This is a genomic window from Leclercia adecarboxylata (assembly GCF_023639785.1).
Taxonomy (GTDB): domain Bacteria; phylum Pseudomonadota; class Gammaproteobacteria; order Enterobacterales; family Enterobacteriaceae; genus Enterobacter; species Enterobacter adecarboxylatus_D.
Map to the genome: position 1 here is coordinate 3,049,139 of NZ_CP098325.1, position 19,221 is coordinate 3,068,359.

The 19,221-nt window shown below is 57.0% G+C and carries 14 protein-coding genes; 3 read left to right on the top strand and 11 right to left on the bottom strand.

Annotated elements, in window-relative coordinates; genetic code table 11:
* Window positions 1-2: 2 nt before the first annotated feature.
* Genes wcaD through NB069_RS14615 form a run of 7 tightly spaced genes read right to left on the bottom strand, consistent with a single transcriptional unit; the run spans window position 3 to window position 7,519 of the window.
* Window positions 3-1,223 (bottom strand): colanic acid polymerase WcaD, encoded by a 1,221-nt coding sequence (wcaD, locus tag NB069_RS14585; RefSeq protein ID WP_250584661.1) that lies wholly within the window; start codon window positions 1,221-1,223, stop codon window positions 3-5.
* Window positions 1,198-2,415: a colanic acid biosynthesis glycosyltransferase WcaC gene (wcaC, locus tag NB069_RS14590; protein WP_250584663.1), complete on the bottom strand. Its 1,218-nt coding sequence runs from the start codon at window positions 2,413-2,415 to the stop codon at window positions 1,198-1,200. Before wcaC ends, wcaD begins: the two co-directional genes overlap by 26 nt.
* Window positions 2,412-2,900: a colanic acid biosynthesis acetyltransferase WcaB gene (gene wcaB / locus NB069_RS14595; protein ID WP_142490002.1), complete on the bottom strand. Its 489-nt coding sequence runs from the start codon at window positions 2,898-2,900 to the stop codon at window positions 2,412-2,414. The genes wcaC and wcaB overlap by 4 nt, the downstream gene beginning before the upstream one ends.
* 2 nt (window positions 2,901-2,902) lie before the next feature.
* Window positions 2,903-3,742, bottom strand: coding sequence for a colanic acid biosynthesis glycosyltransferase WcaA (gene wcaA, locus NB069_RS14600; protein ID WP_250584665.1), 840 nt, complete (start codon window positions 3,740-3,742; stop codon window positions 2,903-2,905).
* 20 nt (window positions 3,743-3,762) lie between these two features.
* Window positions 3,763-5,925 (bottom strand): tyrosine-protein kinase Wzc, encoded by a 2,163-nt coding sequence (wzc, locus tag NB069_RS14605; RefSeq protein WP_250584667.1) that lies wholly within the window; start codon window positions 5,923-5,925, stop codon window positions 3,763-3,765.
* A gap of 2 nt (window positions 5,926-5,927) precedes the next feature.
* Entirely contained in the window at window positions 5,928-6,371 is a 444-nt protein-coding gene (wzb, locus tag NB069_RS14610; protein WP_250584669.1) for a low molecular weight protein-tyrosine-phosphatase Wzb, read from the bottom strand.
* A 5-nt stretch (window positions 6,372-6,376) separates the two neighbouring features.
* Window positions 6,377-7,519 (bottom strand): polysaccharide export protein, encoded by a 1,143-nt coding sequence (locus NB069_RS14615; RefSeq protein WP_250584671.1) that lies wholly within the window; start codon window positions 7,517-7,519, stop codon window positions 6,377-6,379.
* A 690-nt stretch (window positions 7,520-8,209) separates the two neighbouring features.
* On the opposite strand from NB069_RS14615, the gene NB069_RS14620 reads away from it, so the two are divergent.
* On the top strand, window positions 8,210-9,793 hold the full coding sequence (locus tag NB069_RS14620) for a TerC family protein (RefSeq protein ID WP_250584672.1): 1,584 nt from the start codon (window positions 8,210-8,212) through the stop codon (window positions 9,791-9,793).
* Between the two features lie 117 nt (window positions 9,794-9,910).
* Here NB069_RS14620 and asmA read toward each other — a convergent pair whose 3' ends face one another.
* The 3 genes from asmA to udk all read right to left on the bottom strand — a co-directional run bounded on the left by asmA (window position 9,911) and on the right by udk (window position 13,103).
* Window positions 9,911-11,764: an outer membrane assembly protein AsmA gene (gene asmA, locus NB069_RS14625; protein WP_250584673.1), complete on the bottom strand. Its 1,854-nt coding sequence runs from the start codon at window positions 11,762-11,764 to the stop codon at window positions 9,911-9,913.
* Between the two features lie 26 nt (window positions 11,765-11,790).
* Window positions 11,791-12,372 carry a dCTP deaminase gene (gene dcd, locus NB069_RS14630; RefSeq protein ID WP_138369953.1) on the bottom strand — a complete coding sequence of 194 codons (582 nt, stop codon included), beginning with the start codon at window positions 12,370-12,372 and terminating at the stop codon, window positions 11,791-11,793.
* 89 nt (window positions 12,373-12,461) lie between these two features.
* Window positions 12,462-13,103: a uridine kinase gene (gene udk, locus NB069_RS14635; protein ID WP_032612454.1), complete on the bottom strand. Its 642-nt coding sequence runs from the start codon at window positions 13,101-13,103 to the stop codon at window positions 12,462-12,464.
* 343 nt (window positions 13,104-13,446) lie between these two features.
* Here udk and NB069_RS14640 point away from each other — a divergent pair, with 343 nt between their 5' ends.
* On the top strand, window positions 13,447-16,776 hold the full coding sequence (locus NB069_RS14640; RefSeq protein WP_250589523.1) for a diguanylate cyclase: 3,330 nt from the start codon (window positions 13,447-13,449) through the stop codon (window positions 16,774-16,776).
* Here the strand turns inward: NB069_RS14640 and alkA are convergent.
* Window positions 16,744-17,610 (bottom strand): DNA-3-methyladenine glycosylase 2, encoded by an 867-nt coding sequence (alkA, locus tag NB069_RS14645; protein WP_250584674.1) that lies wholly within the window; start codon window positions 17,608-17,610, stop codon window positions 16,744-16,746. The genes NB069_RS14640 and alkA overlap by 33 nt on opposite strands.
* Before the next feature lie 133 nt (window positions 17,611-17,743).
* Between alkA and yegD the strand changes: the two genes are divergently transcribed.
* Window positions 17,744-19,096 carry a molecular chaperone gene (gene yegD, locus NB069_RS14650; protein ID WP_250584675.1) on the top strand — a complete coding sequence of 451 codons (1,353 nt, stop codon included), beginning with the start codon at window positions 17,744-17,746 and terminating at the stop codon, window positions 19,094-19,096.
* Window positions 19,097-19,221: the final 125 nt, after the last annotated feature.

The following is a 19,221-nucleotide window of genomic DNA, read 5'->3' on the forward strand; positions in this document are numbered from 1 at the left end:
CGTTATGAATGGGTAATATTAAGCGCTTTGCGCAAAATAAACGGGCAAACAATTAAAAATGCGTACTCCGGACTAAATATTGACCCGGTAAAAAACAGCGACACCGGCGTAAACAGATAAAGCTGAACGCGAAAATTCTGATTATCACCAAAAGCGCTGATCGTCATTTTGAAAACTTTAAACAGATACCAGGCCGTTAATAACACTGCGAACCATGAGAAATAAATAATCAGCAGATACAAGCCATTGTCTATTGTTTTTCCGACATCCGCACCGTTAAAGATTCCGAATGATGCGACATATTCATAAAGTGAGCCAAATCTGACAACGCCGTCAATATGGGTTAAAGAGTACCCTACCATCACCAGCGGACCGATAATACGATAATACGATGATGACCCTTCGGTCCCTAAATCACCCAGACGTTCAGATATATACGGGAAGGCAAACACCACCCCGACTAAGAACACTGACAATGAAATGATCGCTAAAGGTAACTTCTTCTTGATCGCCTCTTTATTCAGGTACTGAAACGCCCATTCAAGAAGGTAAAACAGAATAAAGGTCATTACCCCGGAGAACGAACCTGACAGAACAATTCCTGCAAGAATCATAGCATCGCTCTTGGGCGTTTTGATACCAAACTGTTTGATGCTGAGCCAAATTGAGATTAACGCCAGAGCGAAGAATGCCGGTTCGAAATAGAGCGCGGTGGTGCGCTTTCCGCCAAATTTAATGAAATTCAGTACATAGCTATTACTGTAAATAAGATATTTCGAAATTATTTCCATCAGGCTACTGCCGCCGGTGAGAATAATTTGCGCCATCTCCAGGGCGGCAATAGAAACGATGATGCTAATGACCAGATAAAAGAACCTGAGGATCTTCCGATAATTGTGCGGCGAAATGGTTTTAAAGCGAATACTCCATACCATGCCGATAATGATCACAATATAAACAAACAGCATGGTGGAGGTGACGTATTTGCTGGCATCCAGCGACTGCCCAAAAATGTAGTTGAATGCGGTCAGGCCCACGCCCATCCCCAGGGCTATCATCAGCTTCTTCACGCTGATTTTGTCGACAAACAGCAACAGCAGCAGCGGTAAGAAGGTGACGATAGTGATGGGGAAACTTTCTCCCAGCTGGGCAATTTTGACGTTAACCAGCAGGTAGACCAGGGGCAGCAGCAGATAGCTACAGATTCTGATAGAACGAGACATACTCCTCCAGCATCTGTTGTCCACTGTAGGCCTGGCGGCTGCGGGTGCGGAAATCCTCAAGGGTGGTGCCAAACACCGCCTGGGCGATCTCCGCTTTCGACAGCTGCACCAGAGGCAACACTTCATTTTCACTGAAGGTTTTGCCCCCGGATTTCTCCAGCACTTCCCGGGCGGCATCGCTGTGGGTGGCGATCACCGGCACCCCGATGGAGAGCGCTTCGCACAGGATCAGCGGGTAGTTATCCACCCGGGAGCTGAACACCAGCGCATCCATACCGTTCAGGGCGCTCATCAATTTGCGCTTGTCGGTTTCGAAGCCGTGATTCACCACGTTCGGCCCCTCAAATGGCGAGAATTTGCCGAAGGTGTGCAGTTCGATCTTATCCCCGAGCGCCATTATGTCGCGCACCAGCTGCTGGTTGGTTTTGCCGTCGTAGCGCAAATCGTGAGCAACCACGGCGATTTTCGGCTTACCTGCGGTGACGGCGACCGGAGTCAGCTCAGCCAGAATGGCTTCCGTCGCCACGTCGATACCGTTATTGATGATCCGGCAGCGCCCTGCCCCGTACAGGCTGTTAAAGGCGTCGGCCACGTGCTGGCTGGGGGAGATAAACTGGCAGCCCAGCGCCAGCATGTCGCGGAACAGCTGACGTTTGCCGTCCACCAGCTGATGGGCGCGATCCACTTTTACCGGCGGGTAGTTGCTGAGCGTCGGGCATTTCTGGCAGTTCTCTTTCCACCCTTCGCAGCCGTCGGTAAAGGCGCAGCGCCCGGTCACGCTCCAGTGATCGTGCAGGGTCCAGACAAAGGTGGTTTCCGGCTTATGCGCCTGCACGTTCTCACAGAAGGCCACCACCTCTTCAAGCTTCAGCCAGTAGCTGTGCAGCACATGAAAGTGCAGCACCACCGGGCCCGGCGTGCGGGTGACGGTGCGATACAGGCTGTTAAGATTTCCGAACAGGTCGCGGTTAAACAGGCGGAACAGCGCGATATTGGCCACGGAGGTCAGGCGCGGGGTGTGCTTCACCACCTGCGGATAGCGGTCGTGGCTGACGCTTTTTTTGCCACCCTTGCCGTAGCCGTAGATAAAGCGCGACTGAAGGCCTTTTTGCAGCGCGCGCTGGTGCAGATCCAGCGCCACGCCTGCCGCCCCGCCCTCGGCGAGACGCACGTTAAATTGCAGAATGTTCATTTGATCACCTTCACGCGGGCCTTTTCGCCCACCACCAGGGCGTTGTCCGGGATGCTGTCGAGCACCACGCTTCCCGCCCCGACGGTGACGTTATTGCCGACGGTGATATCACCGATCATCACCACGTTGGCGCCCAGCTCGACGTTATTGCCGATCACCGGACAGGCCAGGCTGTCCGGGCCGCGGTTGCCAAGGGTCACCCCGTGGCGAATGGTGAAATCATCCCCGGCGACCACGAATTTATTGATCACCACGGCATAGCCGTGGTGAATGGTGAAGCGGCGACCGATGGTGGCCGCGGCCTGGATTTCGTAGCCGAAGAAACACTCGGTGATGATGCGATAGAGCACCAGCACCGGCGCCGCCCAGAGATTGTTAAGGACGTTCTTTTTGCGCCACACCGAGCAAAAATGGGCCACCCGGTAGGCCAGCACCATGCAGCAGGGGCGCAGGCTCCAGCTGTTTGCGCGACAATCTTCCAGCACCATTATTTCCCCCGCAGTCCATCAGCCAGGCGCTTGCCGTTACGCACGGAAATCAGCGTCAGCAGCGTGCGCCAGTTCATGCGCTTATTGCGGATCTGATACAGCGTAAACAGCTGATACTTGCGGCTGGCGCGGTCAAACTTGTCCCGGTGCTTGCGATAGAAGTGGAAGTAGCCGGAGAACTTTTTCGGCGACGAGGTGATCTGCATTTCGCCATGATTGATATGCAGGATCTGCGTGGCTTCTTCGACTTTCCACGGCTCGCCATACTCCACCACCATCCGCAGGAAGATGTCGTAATCCTGTGCGGCAGCAAGGGTCGTATCGAACAGGCACTCCTTGAAGCGCCATGCCCAGGTAAAGACCTGATTGCCGATGATGTTGCGCTTGTAGAACAGGCGACGGGAGTACGGCGATTTCGGGTACAACGGCAGGCTGGCAGGCTGGGAGTAGACCTCCCCCTCGCAGACGTAGTCGTTGGCGTATAAAAACGCGTGGGTGACCAGATGATGCTGGTGGGACAGGAAGGTCGACAGCCGGTTTGGCGTCCACTCGTCGTCATCGTCGATGCCGGTCAGGTACTGGCCGCTGGCCTGCAGAATGGCCTGGTTGCGTACCGCACAGGCACCGGAGTTGATGGCATTATGGGTGTAGATCACCCGCGGATCGTTCAGGTCAGCGACAAACTTCTGCAGCTGCTCGTACGAGGAAGAGCAGTCATCAACGATGATCAATTCCCAGTGGTCATAATCCTGGCGCAATACCGATTTTATCGCACGGATCGCCAGCTGCTGACGGTTCCATGTCGGCATATAAATGGAAATCAAAGGACGTGGTGTCATGGTGTTCCCCGAATGGCTCATTACTTGCTGTCCGATTTATATTCGTACTCGTAATACCCGTAATCCTGATACCCGCTGGCGCGGCGGAAGATAGAGTTGAGGATCACCCCTTTCACCGCAATGCCGTTCTGCTCGAAGCGGCTGAGACTGGTTTCCACCTCTTTCAGGGTGTTCACCGCATAGCGCGCCACCATCAGGGTGGTGCCCGCATGGCGGCCGACCACCGCTGCATCCGTTACCGCGAGGATTGGCGGGGTGTCGATCAGCACCAGGTCATAGTTTTCGCTCGCCCACTTCACCAGCTGGGTAAAGCGCTCGCTCATCAGCAGCTCCGACGGGTTCGGCGGCACCTGTCCACGCGTGACCAGGTCAACGCCAGGGATCGAGGTCGGCTTCGCGCACTGGCTGATATCGCCCTTGCCCAGCAGAATGTCCGACAGACCGTTAACGTTGTTGGTGCCGAACAGCTCGTGGGTGTAGCCCTTACGCATATCGCAGTCGATCAGCAGCACGCGCTTGTTGGTCTGGCTGACCACCGCCGCCAGGTTGGCGCAGACAAAGGTTTTCCCGATGGACGGGCTGACCCCGGTCAGCATCAGCACGTTGTTGCTGGCCTGCATCATGGCGAAGTGCAGACTGGTGCGCAGGCTACGGATGGCTTCGATGGCCAGATCCGTCGGGTTACCTACCGCAAGCAGCTGGCTCTGTTTGTAGCGCTTAACGCCGTTGGTGGTTTTAACGCTGTCGCGGGACTTCTGCCACTCGGACAGCGGGATGCTGGCGTAGACGTTGATGCCGTTCTCCTCCAGCACCTGCGGGCTTTCAATCCCACGGTTAAACAGGGAGCGCAGCAGCACGCCAACGATGGAGAGCATCAGGCCGAGAATAATGCTGCCGAGAATAATCAGCGCTTTCTTCGGCTTCAGCACGCCAGGCTGGGTGATGGCCGGGTCGACAATGCGCACGTCGCCCACGGTGCTCGCCTCGGTGATCTTCAGCTCCTGCTGTTTATTCAGCAGCTGCATATAGACCTGCTGGCCGGACTCCACGTCGCGGGTCAGACGCAGGATCTCCTGCTGGGTTTTTGGCATCGCGGTGACGCGATTATTGAGCTTCGCTTTCTCCTCTTCCAGGGTCTGGCGTTTTTCCAGCAGCGTGCGGTAGGCCGGATGACGTTTGGTGTAGAGCTTGGATATTTCCGCCTCTTTGAAGGTCAGCTCGTTCAGCTGGGCGTCGATGTTGACCATTGAATCCAGCACCGACTTCGCTTCCAGCGGCAGATCGACGGAATCTTTATCCTGACGGAAAGCGTTGAGCTTGTTCTCGGCCTGATCCAGATGACCGCGCACCTCCGGAAGCTGTTTGGCAAGGAAGTCGAGGCTTTTCGACGCCTCTTCCGACTTGCGCTTCACGTTCTGCGCCTGGTAGTTGCGGGTAATGCTGTTGAGAATGTCGCGGATCTTGTCCTTGTCTTCCCCGGTAAAGCTCAGTCGCAGTACCCCTGTGTCCTTACCGGTTTCGGTGACCGTCAGGTTGCCCTGCAGGTTATTGATCATGCCCAGCATCGAGAATTTGCTGACGGTAAACTCGCTGCCGCTCCCGGCATGAATGGCGCTGACCATCATGCTCACGCCGTCTTTCGTCAGCATCTCCCCCACCTTGCCCTGGGCGCTAAACCCGGCGTCGCTGGTGAGCTGGTAGCGATCTTTACCCAGCACTTCGAGGGTAAAGATCTGGCTGGCGCCTCCGGCAGGAAGCGTAAACGTGGTCACTTTGACAGTGTCGTTCTGTCGGCCCATCAACCGATCCCAGCCCGCGCCAAACACCGGGAAGGTGTTTTTGCTCACGCCGATATCGAGATCCAGATCGTCTACGGTTTTGCCCAGCACCAGGCGGGACTGGATCAGTTCAATTTCCGCCTGTGAGGCGGGCGGCTTGTTCGCCAGCGCTGAACCGATGTCCTGCACCAGGGAACTGCCGCTGTTCTGCTCAATTTGCACCAGCGCGTCGGCGCTGTAGATCGGCGTGGCGAAGAGGGTATAGATCACCGCCGCGACGGCGAACACGGCGGTGATGCCAATCACCCACCAGCGCGCCTCGACCACGGTCCCGATCAGGCGACCAATATCAATTTCATCACCGCCCGCGCTCGGGGTGGAAGAAGGTTTTACGTTTGCTGTCATTATTATCCCTGCTGAACGTTCAGTGCCTGTGCCCACTGGCGGGCAGACTGGTCGAGTAAGGTGTAAACCGCCTCAAACGCTTCATGGCTTTTGCGATACGGGTCGGGGATCTCACGTTCGTTATCCCAGTGACCAAACAGCATCACCTTGCCGCGCATCTCCGGTGCGATATCGCACAGGGCATGGATGTGGCGTTTTTCCATCGCGAGGATCAGGTCATAGTCGCGGCACAGGCTGGCCGTCACCTGACGGGCACTGTGCCCGTCGAGTGAAAGCTGATGCTCTGCGGCAACCTGACGCGCGCGCTCGTCGGCCCCTTTGCCCACCAGCGCGCCGAGCCCGGCCGACGCCACGGTGAGCTGCGGTTGGTACTGTTTCAAAAGCCGTTCAGCGGTAGGGGAACGGCAGATGTTCCCCACACAAACCACCAGAATTTTGTTAAACATCGTTATCACCAGTTGTGGTACTGATGTACCGTGTCGGACATGGTATGGATATTGTTGATGGTCGGCATCAGCTGGTTCATCACACGGTTCCAGCGCGTTATCGGCGCGGTAGTGACGTAGACCACGTCATACGGCTGGAGGCGGAAGCCGGTCGCCATCACCAGCGAGGTGGCATCAGACATATCCAGCTGGTAGACGTTGGCAATCTTGCCCTTCCCACCGTTGCCCGTAATCGGACGGATCACGAAGATACCGCTGGCGTCGGAGGTGCTCATATCCAGCCCTTCCGCGTTGCCCAGCGCTTCGGTCAGGGTCATACCGCTGAAGTCCATCTTGAGGGTGCTCTGTTTTTTCACTTCACCCATCACGAATACTTTGAGGTCGTCATTGCGCGGCACGAACAGAATGTCGCTCGGATAGAGCAGACGGTTCTGGCTCAGATCGCCGTTCTGCATCAGCGCCTGCAGGGAGATACGCTCCTCTTTACCTTTATGGGTCAGCACCGCATTGCTCCAGTCGGCGCCGTCGGTGAGCCCGCCCGCGGCGTTGATGGCATCAAGCACCGTCAACGGCACGTTGGTGATTGGCTGCTGGCCGGATTTGTTCACCTGGCCGGAGACATAGACTTTCTGCGAACGGAATGCGGCGATATTAACGTCCACCTGCGGGTCAGCGATGTACTGCGCTAAACGGCCGGTAATATCACTGCGGATCTGCGCGAGCGTTTTGCCCGCCACGCGAAGTTTGCCGACATAGGGATAGAACATGGTGCCGTCCGCCTGAACCCAGTTGCCGGTATCGCTGGAGCTACGATACTGGCCGGCCGGGGTGGTCAGCTCCGGGTGATCCCAGACGGTGACGTTAATGACATCCCCCGGCCCGACGCGGTACTGGTAGTTGGCGATCTCCTGGTCGAGGCTGTCGTTAGGCCGCGCCACGACCGGACGGGGGCGTAATTGTTCAACCAGCTGCGGGGTCATGGGATAAACATTCACCATGCGGTTAATATCAAAGTCAGCATCCTGCTGTTTAATCACATCCTTGCCCGAGGTCGAGGTTGAGATATTGCTGCCGGGAAAGATCGTACAACCACTCATCAAGGTCACAGACACCAATAATGGCATCAATTTCATTTTGGATTTCATCATTGATTATTTATCACTATGGCAGAGTAATTATCCTGTGCATTTAAATAAGTGCGAAGGCGTATTACTTTTAGCATGCAGTCAATAAAAGAGAAATATAACTGGCATCAGTCCTAAAAGAAGCTTATTCGCTCTCAGGCTATTGACAGAATAATCGAGGCTGATCAACACGCTTTCAGGCACGCTACCGCCCTTGGCTTTCAGTTACCAATTCACTGCTTAAACAGTAAGTTAGGGATAAAAACCCTCTTTGACAGGGTTTAATGTAAAAATATAAAGGACAGGATAATTCCGAACCCGATATAGATTTAAACGCCATTAAACCGTTACAGAAATAGCATCAAAAATGACCGCTATTTGATGCTGAAAGAATTGTTGCAGCTATCCGAAATGCAGGCAAGGAAACATCATCAAAGGCGTGGCTTTTAAGATTAATATTAACGGTCGCATTTCTTTGCTTTTAGGAATAGCTTGATATTGACAATATTAAATTATGCCTGGCAACCTGCGATATTTCTTATTTTACTTTATTCGGAGTTATTCCAATTTTAACCCACAGAGCGAAGGGTTTATTTCCTGACCATTAAGGAAAATCTGTGCAGATAAATGCCCGGCTGGCATTGCATTTTTCTGGCGCAGTATCCATGATCGAAATGTGACAATTGTCATATAACCAAAGGTATTACTCTCACTATGGAATGGATAGCAGATCCATCAATATGGGCTGGCCTGGTCACCCTGGTGGTGCTGGAGCTTGTGCTCGGTATCGATAACCTGGTCTTTATCGCTATTCTCGCCGAAAAGCTGCCCCCTGCTCAGCGCGACCGCGCCCGCATTACCGGTCTGTTAATGGCGATGATTATGCGCCTGCTGCTGCTGGCCTCTATCTCCTGGCTGGTGACCCTCACCCGCCCGCTGTTTACCGTCCACGGCTTTGGCTTCAGTGCACGCGATCTGATCATGCTGTTTGGTGGTTTTTTCCTGATCTTCAAAGCCACCGTCGAACTCAACGAAAGGCTGGAGGGCAAGGACAGCGAGAACCCCACCCAACGTCGCGGGGCGAAGTTCTGGGCGGTAGTGGCGCAAATCGTGGTGCTGGACGCCGTCTTCTCGCTGGATTCGGTGATCACCGCGGTGGGCATGGTCGATCATCTGCCCGTTATGATGGCTGCCGTGATTATCGCCATTGCGCTGATGGTAATGGCCAGCAAGGCGCTGACGCGCTTCGTCAATGACCACCCGACGATTGTCATTCTGTGCCTGAGCTTCCTGCTAATGATTGGCTTTAGCCTGGTGGCAGACGGTTTTGGCTTCCACATTCCGAAAGGGTACCTCTACGCCGCCATTGGCTTCTCGGTGATTATCGAGGCGCTGAACCAGCTGGCGATCTTCAACCGCCGCCGTTTTCTCTCCGCCAATCAGACCCTGCGCCAGCGCACCGCTGACACGGTGATTCGTCTGTTGAGCGGTAAAAAAGAGGATGCCGAACTGGACGCGCAGTCCGCCTCTCTGCTGGCCGACCATGATGACAGCCCGATCTTTGCCCCACAGGAGCGGCGAATGATTGAGCGGGTGCTGCACCTTAACCAGCGCTCCGTCAGCAGCATTATGACCTCCCGTCACGATATCGAGCATATCGACCTCAACGCGCCGGAAGAGCAGATCCGTGCCCTGCTGGATAAAAACCAGCACACCCGCATCGTGGTCACCGGCAGCGATCGGGAAGAGGAGCTGCTGGGTGTGGTTCATGTAATCGATCTGCTTAATCAGCAGCTGCGCGGCGAGCCGCTCAATCTACGCGTGCTGATCCGCCAGCCGCTGGTGTTCCCGGAGGTGCTGCCGCTGCTGCAGGCTCTGGAGCAGTTCCGCAACGCGCGCACCCATTTTGCTTTTGTGGTGGATGAGTTTGGTTCCGTGGAGGGGTTAGTCACGCTCAGCGACGTGATGGAGACCATTGCGGGCAACCTGCCGAACGAAGTGGAAGAGATCGACGCCCGGCATGATATCCAGAAGAATGCCGACGGCAGCTGGACCGCCAACGGCCATATGCCGCTGGAGGATCTGGTGCAGTATGTGCCCCTGCCGCTGGACGACAAGCGGGAATATCACACCATTGCAGGCCTGCTGATGGAGAACCTGCAGCGGATACCGCAGCCGGGTGAAGAGGTGCAGGTGGGAGATTACGCGCTGAAAACGCTGGAGGTGGAGAACCACCGGGTGCAGAAGGTGCAGCTGATCCCGCTGGTTACGCAGGATGAGATGGATTACGAGCTGTGATGTGGCAATAAGAAGGGGGAAAACCCGATCGCGCTCAGGCTTTAAGACCGCACCTGACTGTTCCCTCTCCCCTGTGGGGAGAGGGTTAAGGTGAGGGGTGAAAGGTCAGTGAAAACGCTACTGAATCTTCTCCAGCAGCTTCTTCACATCTTTACCGTTCTTCGACTCTTTGTTCTTTTCCGCCCAGTCATTTAACCGGCGTTTCGCCTCATCCTGCAGATGCTTACGTAGCAGCTGGTCCACCTGCAGGCTGTAGTTCAGCGCCTGCCAGTTGCCATAGACGTTCAGCGGGATCGGCGTGGTTTTCAGGAAATCGATCAGCTTGCCTTCGCCAAGCCATCCTTCCAGCACGCGGATTTTAAAGCGGGTATCCGCGGTTTCCTTAACCAGATCCAGGGTGCCGTTTCCTTCAAGGGTCAGCATCGGCGACTCGCCCTGCATATCTTCCAGGGTGACCTGTCCTCTGTCGAGAGTCAGGTCAGTAACGAAGCTGTCCAGACGGGTGGCATTATCAAAATTCTCTTTAACCTTGACGTTACTGCTGCGCTCCACCGCCTGCTGCACCAGTTGCTGGAAGTTAAGCCCTTCCATGCGGGCATTGTGCATTTCCAGATGCGCCTCGCCCTGCCAGTTGTGGCGGAAGGCTTCGGCGTCAATTTTGCTGCCGGAGAAGTCGCCGGCCATGGTCAGGCTGCCGGTGAGCGAAATCGGATAGTTGAACGCCTTCAGGATGGTGCCGATCTCAATATTATCAAGACGCGGCTGGAAGGCGGTCTGGGCAGCGGCTTTTCGCACATCGAGCGTGCCGGGTAAGGAGAGATGCCCCTCCCCCAGTTTACCGCTCAGCTCTGCTATGGTCAGAAGGCCGTTTTTATTGCTCAACTGGCTGCTGACCTGGGTAAAGTCCATTCCGCGCCAGCGTACGCTGTTCGCTTTCAACTGAACATCGGCGCTGAAGCCGCGCAGGCCGTTGTAATCAGGATCGTCCACACTGGAGGCGATGACCGGACGCTGTGACCTGGCCTGGGTTTGCCCCTGCTGTACCGCATCACTGTTTGCCGCCGCGGCGGCCTGCGCCGGGAGCAGATTTTCCAGATTAAGCTTGTCAAATTGCAGGTTGATGTTCCACTGCGGGTCGGTGCCCAGCAGCACGCTGGCCTGGCCGGTCAGGGCGCTGTCATTGGCCTGCAAATTAAGCTGATTGAGTTCGAGCTGTTTCTTCTCTTCACGCCACAGGGCCTGCAGCGAGCCCTGGCCGCTAATACCCTGCGTCGGCAGATCGACACCGGTCAGCTGCCAGCTAAGCTGCTGGATGTCGGCGCTCAACAGATGCGGATAGTCAGAGGCGTTGACGTTGGCGGAAAAGGCCAGAGTGAGATCGCGCTGGTTGCGGTTCACCCGGGCGCTAAAGTCGACCTTGCCTTTATGATGCTCGTCCTGATCCATCTGCAGGTTCAGATTGCGCACCGTGACCTGCTCATCACCTTCGTGCTGGAACACCAGCACGCTGTCGGCCACCTTCAGGCGGCCAATATCAAATGACCAGCCGGCGTCCTCCGCTTTATCAGGCAGGGTATTTTCCCGGGGCGCCACGGGCGCTTCGGCGTTACGCACCGCTTCGGTTTGCGGGGTGAGCTGGATCACCGCCCCTTTGAGCATCACCTGATTGACCTGAAGCTGATGCGAAAGCAGCGGCATCAACGCCACGTCGAGACGCATATTGTCGGCAGACACCAGCGGCGCGGAAGCTCCCGGTGCGGTGAGCGACATGCGCCCGGAGAGGATGCTGAGCTGCGGCCAGACGTGCCAGCGCAGCGGGCCATCCAGCTTCAGCGCATAACCACTGCGAGCCTCAACCTGACGCACCATGTAGGCACGAAAGTCATTAGGATTGACCAACAGAACCAACGCCGACAGGCCAGCAACCAGCACCACCAGCAAAATCATCAGCGTTGTCAGAACTCTTCTCATGGCTTCCTCAATGGCTCGGTTCGGACTCAGTCTTTATCAATACGACTGGCGACAGCACCCTGCTGGTCGCGATACTTGGCATCCTGGCGGGCGTTGTAAGGACGTGCCGCAGGACCGGTTAACGGCTCAAAGCTCAACGCGCCAATCATCATGCCCGGGCGCAGCGCCAGCGGCAGTTTACCCGCGTTGAAAAATTCCAGCACAATACGGCCTGACCAGCCTGGATCGATACGGTGAGCGGTCACGTGTACCATCAGCCCCAGACGCGCCAGAGACGAACGCCCGTCGAGCCAGCCGACCAGATCCGCCGGCAGGGTGATGGATTCAAAGGTGACGGCCAGCGCCAGTTCACCCGGATGCAGATAGAAGGCTTCCCCGTCTTCCAGCACGATTTCGTCGCTCATCACCCGGTCGAGCGCGGCGCTGACTTCATCTTTCGGCCCGCTCAGGTCGATAAATGGCGCGGTATGGCCGCTAAAGGTGCGAAACTTATTTCCCAGACGGACATCGACAGTCACGCCGTTAATGCGCTCGACAGGCGGGCGCGGGGTGATGCTCAGACGGCCTTCGTCCAGCCAGGCTTCAATATCACGGTCACAAAGACGCATCACTTTCTCCTTTCGTGCAGCACGCCTTCCGGCATTGAGAGCCGGAGGGCGAACCCGGTTATCTTTGAACGGTACACAATTCGCGCGTGTTATTCAAAAAACTGGCTGATTTTCGCTTTCAGAATATCAATGGCAATGCGGTTTTTACCCCCGCGCGGCACGATAATATCGGCGTACTGTTTGGAGGGTTCAATGAACTGCAGGAACATTGGGCGTACCGTTTTCTGGTACTGCGCCATCACGGAGTCCATGGAGCGGCCGCGTTCGTTGACGTCGCGTTTGATGCGGCGCATCAGACAAATATCCAGCGGGGTATCGACGAAAATGGAAAAGTTCATCGATTCGCGCAGGCGTGCGTCGGTAAGCAACAGGATCCCTTCGAGGATAATGACCTTTTTCGGCGCAATGCGAACGGTTTCCTGCAGGCGGGTATGTTCAACATAGCTATAAACAGGCAGCTCAATGGCGGTGCCGTTTTTCAGAGCCTGGAGATGCTGGAATAACAGGCTGTGATCCATCGCGCTGGGATGGTCATAGTTGGTCTTAACACGCTCTTCCATCGACAGATGGCTTTGATCTTTGTAATAGCTGTCTTCTGGAATAACGCCGATGTGCTCATCACCGACCTGTTCACGTAATTCACGGTAAAGCGTACTGGCAATGAGACTTTTACCTGAAGCCGATGCGCCGGCGATGCCTATAATGACGCACTGATGAGACTTATCAGTCATAAATTTTGCGACCTGAGTAACCTGGATGTAAGGAAGGACGACGCCTGAGCGTCAAACGCGGCAATTATAGGGATTTCATCGTTCTGATACCAGCCGAATAGAAATGTTATGCGAGACGCGTTCAAAGTCCGTGCAGATTAATCCGCGCACACTATTATTCGGTTACTTTTCCAGCACCTGAGATAAATTTTTTACAGGATAACTGTTTAATAACTCTGTGATGTCAATTTATGAGCGCATACCATATAAATTGTAAATTGTTTGTACTAGCATGAACCAAATTAAAAAATGAACTCGTCCGGAGATGACTCCTGGCGGCATGGCGTCTTCGGATAAAGCGGTAATGAATAAAAAATACCAGCGCGTTTTGGTAACTACGCCACATCCTTTACTACGGCTTGTCAGTCTTGGACTGGTTACCTTCATATTCACTCTTTTTTCGCTCGAATTAACGCGTTTCGGCACTTTTTTGGCACCTTTATGGTTCCCGACCTCCATCATGATGGTGGCGTTCTACCGTCACGCCGGCAAGATGTGGCCTGGCATCGCCCTCGCCTGCACCTTAGGTAACATTTTTGCTTCATGGCTTATCTACTCCTGGGATTCCATCAATCTCTGGTACGCGGTTATCAACGTCGTGGAGGCGTTTGTCGGCGCGCTGCTGCTGCGCAAGCTGCTTCCCGGCTACAATCCCCTGCAAAATCTCGGGGACTGGATCCGTCTGGCGATTGGCAGCGCCCTGATCCCTCCCCTGCTGGGCGGGGTGCTGGTCTGGCTGCTGGTGCCGAGCGACGAGCCGCTGCGCAGTTTTCTGGTCTGGGTACTGTCGGAGTCCATCGGCTCGCTAGCGCTGGTGCCGTTAGGCCTGCTGTTTAAGCCGCACTATCTGCTGCGCCACCGCAACCCACGCCTGCTGTTCGAAACCCTTGTCACCATGGCGGTAACGCTGGTTCTCAGCTGGATCTCCCTGCAATATTTGCCCTGGCCGTTTACGGCAATCATTGTCTTACTGATGTGGAGCGCCGTGCGGCTGCCGCGTCTGGAAGCTTTCCTGGTCTTCCTCGTCACGGTGATGATGGTGTCGTTAATGATCGCCAAAAATCCTGCCCCGCTGGCGACGCAAAATGCCTACGCGATGGTCAACGCCCCCTGGCTGCCGTTCCTGATGATGCTTCTGCCCGCCAACGTAATGACCATGGTGATGTACGCGTTTCGCGCCGAGCGTAAGCACATCACCGAAAGCGAAGAACGCTTTCGCAATGCGATGGAGTATTCCGTCATCGGTATGGCGCTGGTCAGCACCGACGGCCAGTGGCTACAGGCGAACAAGGCCCTGTGCCAGTTCCTCGGCTACTCCCAGTCCGAGCTGCGCTCCCTTAGCTTCCAGCAGCTCACCTGGCCGGAAGATTTAGAGAACGATCTGGAGCAACTGGATCAGCTGTTGCAGGGCAAAATCAACAGCTACTCGCTGGAGAAGCGCTATTACACCCGCAGCGGCGAGGTGGTCTGGGCGCTGCTGGCGGTGTCGCTGGTGCGTCACGCCGACGGCACGCCGCTCTACTTTATCGCCCAGGTCGAGGACATTAACGATCTCAAGCATACCGAATGGGTGAACAAGCGCCTGATGGAGCGCATTACCCTGGCAAACGAAGCGGGAGGCATCGGCATCTGGGAGTGGGACGTTAAGCCCAACGTGATCAGCTGGGACAAGCGCATGTTCGAAATGTATGAAGTGCCTGCCCACGTCAAACCCACCTGGCAGCTCTGGCATGAGTGCATGCTGCCGGAAGATCGCGCCATGGCGGAACAGGTGGTGCGTGATTCCCTCGCGGCCCGCGTGCCCTTCAAGCTGGAGTTCCGCATCCGGGTGAAAGACGGCATTCGCCACATTCGCGCTCTGGCAAACCGGGTGCTGAACAAACAGGGCGAAGTGGAGCGCCTGCTCGGCATCAACATGGACATGACCGAGGTGAAAGAGCTGAACGAGGCGCTGTTCCAGGAAAAAGAGCGTCTGCACATTACCCTCGACTCCATCGGCGAAGCGGTGCTGTGTACCGATATCAACATGAACGTCACCTTTATGAACCCGGTGGCGGAGAAGATGAGCGGCTGGCTGCAGCAGGATGCACTGGGGCAACCGATCCTTTCGGTGCTGCACATTACCTTCGGCGATAACGGCCCGCTGATGGAGAACATCCACAGCGGGGACATGTCCCGCAGCGATATCGAACAGGACGTGGTACTGCACAGCCGCAGCGGCGGCAGCTACGATATTCACTACAGCATCACCCCGCTGAGCACCCTCGACGGGCAGAACATCGGCTCGGTGCTGGTGATCCAGGACGTCACCGAATCGCGCAAAATGCTGCGCGAATTGAGCTATAACGCCTCACACGACGCCCTCACCCACCTGGCGAACCGCGTCAGCTTTGAGGCCTGCCTCAAGCGGATGCTGCATACCGTGCAGGAGACGCGTCAGCGTCATGCGCTGGTGTTTATCGATCTGGACCGCTTTAAGGCGGTGAACGACACCGCAGGCCACGCGGCGGGGGATGCGCTGCTGCGGGAGCTGTCATCTTTGATGCTGAGCATGCTGCGCTCCACCGATATGCTGGCCCGTCTGGGCGGGGATGAGTTTGGCCTGCTGCTGCCGGACTGCAACACCGAAAGCGCGCGCTACATTGCCGGTCGCATCATCGACGCCATCAACGACTATCACTTTATGTGGGAGGGCCGCCTGCACCGCATCGGGGCCAGCGCCGGGATCACGCAGATTGACGAGCGCAATAACCAGGCCTCCGAGGTGATGTCGCAGGCCGATATCGCCTGTTACTCCTCGAAGAACAACGGCCGCGGCGTGGTAACGGTGTATGAACCCCAGCAGGAGCGGATCCTCAACGTGCCGGGCACCATCTCACTGGACGAACAGTGGCACATGATTAAAGACAATCATCTGCTGATGATCGCCCGCAGCGTCGCCTCGCCGCGGATACCGGAAAGCAGCACCTTCTGGATGCTCGCCCTTCGCCTGTGGACCAACGACGGTGAAATGCTGGAAGAGCACACCTTCCGGGCAGGACTGGCGGAGCCGGAGCTAATTCACGCCCTCGACAGACGTATTTTGCAGGAGTTTTTCCGCAACTTTGCCACACCGCTGACCAACAAAGGCACCGGGGTCGCCCTGCCGCTCTCCACGGCGGGTCTGGCCAGCGCCACGCTGGTGGATGAACTGCTGGAGATGCTGAGCGCCTCTCCGCTGCAGCCGCGCCTGCTGCATCTGATCGTCAACGTCAGCGTCCTGACGCTTGCTGATGGCCAGACCCACGCCAACCTGCAGAAGCTGCGTGAGGCCGGTTGCCCTATTATCCTGAGCCATGTGGGTCGCGATATGGAGATATTCAACCACCTGAGCGCGCAGATGGCCGACTACCTGCTTCTCGATCCTGAACTGGTGGCTAACGTCCACGGTAATCTGATGGATGAGATGCTGATCACCATTATTCAGGGCCACGCCCAGCGTCTGGGGATCAAGACTATCGCCGGGCCGAGCAATCAGCCGATTATGATGGATACGCTCTCGGGCATTGGCATCGACTATATCTACGGCAACACCATCGGCGAGCCGCAGCCGCTGGAGCTGCTACTCAATACCAGCTATTTCGCCATCAACTGACGGCGTCCAGCCGTCGGTATACCAGATGTGCAGCAGAGCGTACGAACGCCAGGGCTGCCAGCGTTCCGCATAGCGGCGTATCTGTGCCGGGGTCATACCGGCAAAGCGCTGCTTGATCAGATAGTCATCCGCTAAAAACACATCTTTTGCCTGCCAGCCGCGCAGGGCGAAGTAGTTCGCCGTCCAGCGGCCAATCCCGGGCCGGGTCTGCAGCGCTTTGATCGCGCCCTCAATATCATCCGGGGCCTCGGTCGGGAAATCCCCCGCCACCACCGACTGCGCCAGATGGATCAGCGATTCCGCGCGTTTTAACGGCATGCCCAGCGCTTTCAGCGCCAGCGGATCGATCTCCGCCACCGCGGCAGGCGTGGGAAAACAGCGGTAGCCCGCGGCTTCCGGCAGGGGCTCGCCGCACAGCGCCACCAGCTTCGCGGTCAGCTTCGCGGCCATCGCCACGCTCACCAGCTGTCCAAGGATGGCGCGCACGCCCTGCTCCCAGGTGTCCATCGATCCCGGCAGGCGCAGGCCGGGACGCGCGGCACCCAGAGAACCCAACACATGGGCAATCTGCCGCGGATCGCAGTGCAGATCGAACAGGCGGGTGACGCGCGCCAGGCAGAGATCGGCGATGGGCAGCAGCCCGTCGCTGAGCGCCACCTCCAGCGTGCCATTGGGCTGCGGCGTCACGTGGATCAGCCCCCGATGTTCCTCCCGGGCGAAACTGCGGGTGTAGTCGGTGGGGGTCACGGTTTCAATCCCGGCGACCGCGCGATCGCCAAGAAATTTCAACATCCATTGCCAGTCGTAGGGCGGCTGCCAGGTCAGGGTAAACATCGTCGCTCCTTATTTTGTCCAGTCACAGCATAAACGGTGATGGCGCCTTACGCCTTGCTTTCATATTCCTGTTGTCGCCAGCCGGACATTTCGCTAAAGTCTCGCCCCTTCTCAATGGCATGGGGACGCTGACGTGTTTATCGGATTTGACTATGGCACCGCCAACTGTTCAGTAGCGGTGATGCAGAACGGGCAGCCGCAGCTGCTGAAAATGGAAAACAACAGCACGCTGTTACCGTCGATGCTCTGCGCGCCGACCCGCGAGGCGGTGAGCGAGTGGCTGTACCGCCATCATCAGGTTCCGGCCACCGGGGCGGAAACCCAGGCGTTGCTGCGCCGGGCGGTCAGCTTTAACCGCGAGGAAGACATCGATGTGACGCCGGCCAGCGTGCAGTTTGGTCTGTCGTCGCTGGGTAATTACATTGAGGATCCGGAGGAGGTGTACTTCGTTAAGTCGCCGAAATCCTTCCTCGGGGCCAGCGGCCTGAAGCCACAGCAGGTGGCGCTGTTTGAAGATCTGGTCTGCGCCATGATGCTGCACATTCGCCAGCAGGCCCAGACGCAGCTGACGGATGAGATCACCCAGGCCGTGATTGGTCGCCCGATCAACTTCCAGGGGCTTGGCGGCGACGAGGCTAACCAGCAGGCGCAGGGCATTCTGGCGCGCGCGGCGCAGCGTGCCGGTTTCCGCGATGTGGTGTTCCAGTATGAGCCGGTTGCCGCCGGTCTGGATTTTGAGGCGACGCTGGATCGCGAAAAACGGGTGCTGGTGGTGGATATCGGCGGCGGGACCACCGACTGTTCGCTGCTGCTGATGGGGCCGCAATGGCACCAGCGCCGGGATCGCGAGAGCAGCCTGCTGGGCCACAGCGGCTGTCGTATCGGCGGTAACGATCTGGACATCGCCCTGGCCTTTAAGAGCCTGATGCCGCTGCTCGGCATGGGCGGGCAGACCGAAAAAGGCACCGCGCTGCCGATTCTGCCGTGGTGGAACGCCGTGGCGATCAACGACGTGCCGGCGCAAAGTGATTTCTACAGCGTCGCCAACGGCCGTTTCCTTAACGATCTGGTGCGCGACGCCCAGGACGGCGACAAGGTGGCGCTGCTGCATAAAGTGTGGCGTCAACGTCTGAGCTACCGGGTGGTACGCAGCGCGGAAGAGAGCAAAATTGCGCTTTCAGACGCACCAGAACACGCCGTGACGCTGCCCTTCATCAGCGATGCGCTGGCGACGGCCATCAGCCAGCAGGGGCTGGAAGCGGCCCTGGCGCAACCGTTACAGCGCATCCTCGAGCAGGTGCAACTGGCGCTGGATAACGGCAACGAGAAGCCGGACGTCATCTACCTGACCGGCGGTAGCGCCCGTTCACCGCTGATTAAAAAAGCGCTGGCGCAGCAGCTGCCGGGTATCCCGATTGCCGGGGGGGATGATTTTGGCTCCGTCACCGCCGGGCTGGCCCGTTGGGCGCAGGTGGTGTTCAGCTAAGGTGGCATTGCCGGGGGCGCTTCGCTTGCCCGGCCTACTCTGGTGCGGCCTGTTGCCCTCACCCCACCCTCTCCCACAGGGAGAGGGAAAAAACACTAAAAACGACAACTGGCGTTGCCGTTTTG

Excerpts from the sequence above, each read along its gene's own strand:
- wcaD (WP_250584661.1), bottom strand. The coding sequence starts at position 1,223 with ATGTCTCGTTCTATCAGAATCTGTAGCTATCTGCTGCTGCCCCTGGTC.
- wcaC (WP_250584663.1), bottom strand. The coding sequence starts at position 2,415 with ATGAACATTCTGCAATTTAACGTGCGTCTCGCCGAGGGCGGGGCGGCA.
- wcaA (WP_250584665.1), bottom strand. The coding sequence starts at position 3,742 with ATGACACCACGTCCTTTGATTTCCATTTATATGCCGACATGGAACCGT.
- wzc (WP_250584667.1), bottom strand. The coding sequence starts at position 5,925 with ATGACAGCAAACGTAAAACCTTCTTCCACCCCGAGCGCGGGCGGTGAT.
- wzb (WP_250584669.1), bottom strand. The coding sequence starts at position 6,371 with ATGTTTAACAAAATTCTGGTGGTTTGTGTGGGGAACATCTGCCGTTCC.
- NB069_RS14615 (WP_250584671.1), bottom strand. The coding sequence starts at position 7,519 with ATGATGAAATCCAAAATGAAATTGATGCCATTATTGGTGTCTGTGACC.
- NB069_RS14620 (WP_250584672.1), top strand. The coding sequence starts at position 8,210 with ATGGAATGGATAGCAGATCCATCAATATGGGCTGGCCTGGTCACCCTG.
- asmA (WP_250584673.1), bottom strand. The coding sequence starts at position 11,764 with ATGAGAAGAGTTCTGACAACGCTGATGATTTTGCTGGTGGTGCTGGTT.
- dcd (WP_138369953.1), bottom strand. The coding sequence starts at position 12,372 with ATGCGTCTTTGTGACCGTGATATTGAAGCCTGGCTGGACGAAGGCCGT.
- udk (WP_032612454.1), bottom strand. The coding sequence starts at position 13,103 with ATGACTGATAAGTCTCATCAGTGCGTCATTATAGGCATCGCCGGCGCA.
- NB069_RS14640 (WP_250589523.1), top strand. The coding sequence starts at position 13,447 with ATGAATAAAAAATACCAGCGCGTTTTGGTAACTACGCCACATCCTTTA.
- alkA (WP_250584674.1), bottom strand. The coding sequence starts at position 17,610 with ATGTTTACCCTGACCTGGCAGCCGCCCTACGACTGGCAATGGATGTTG.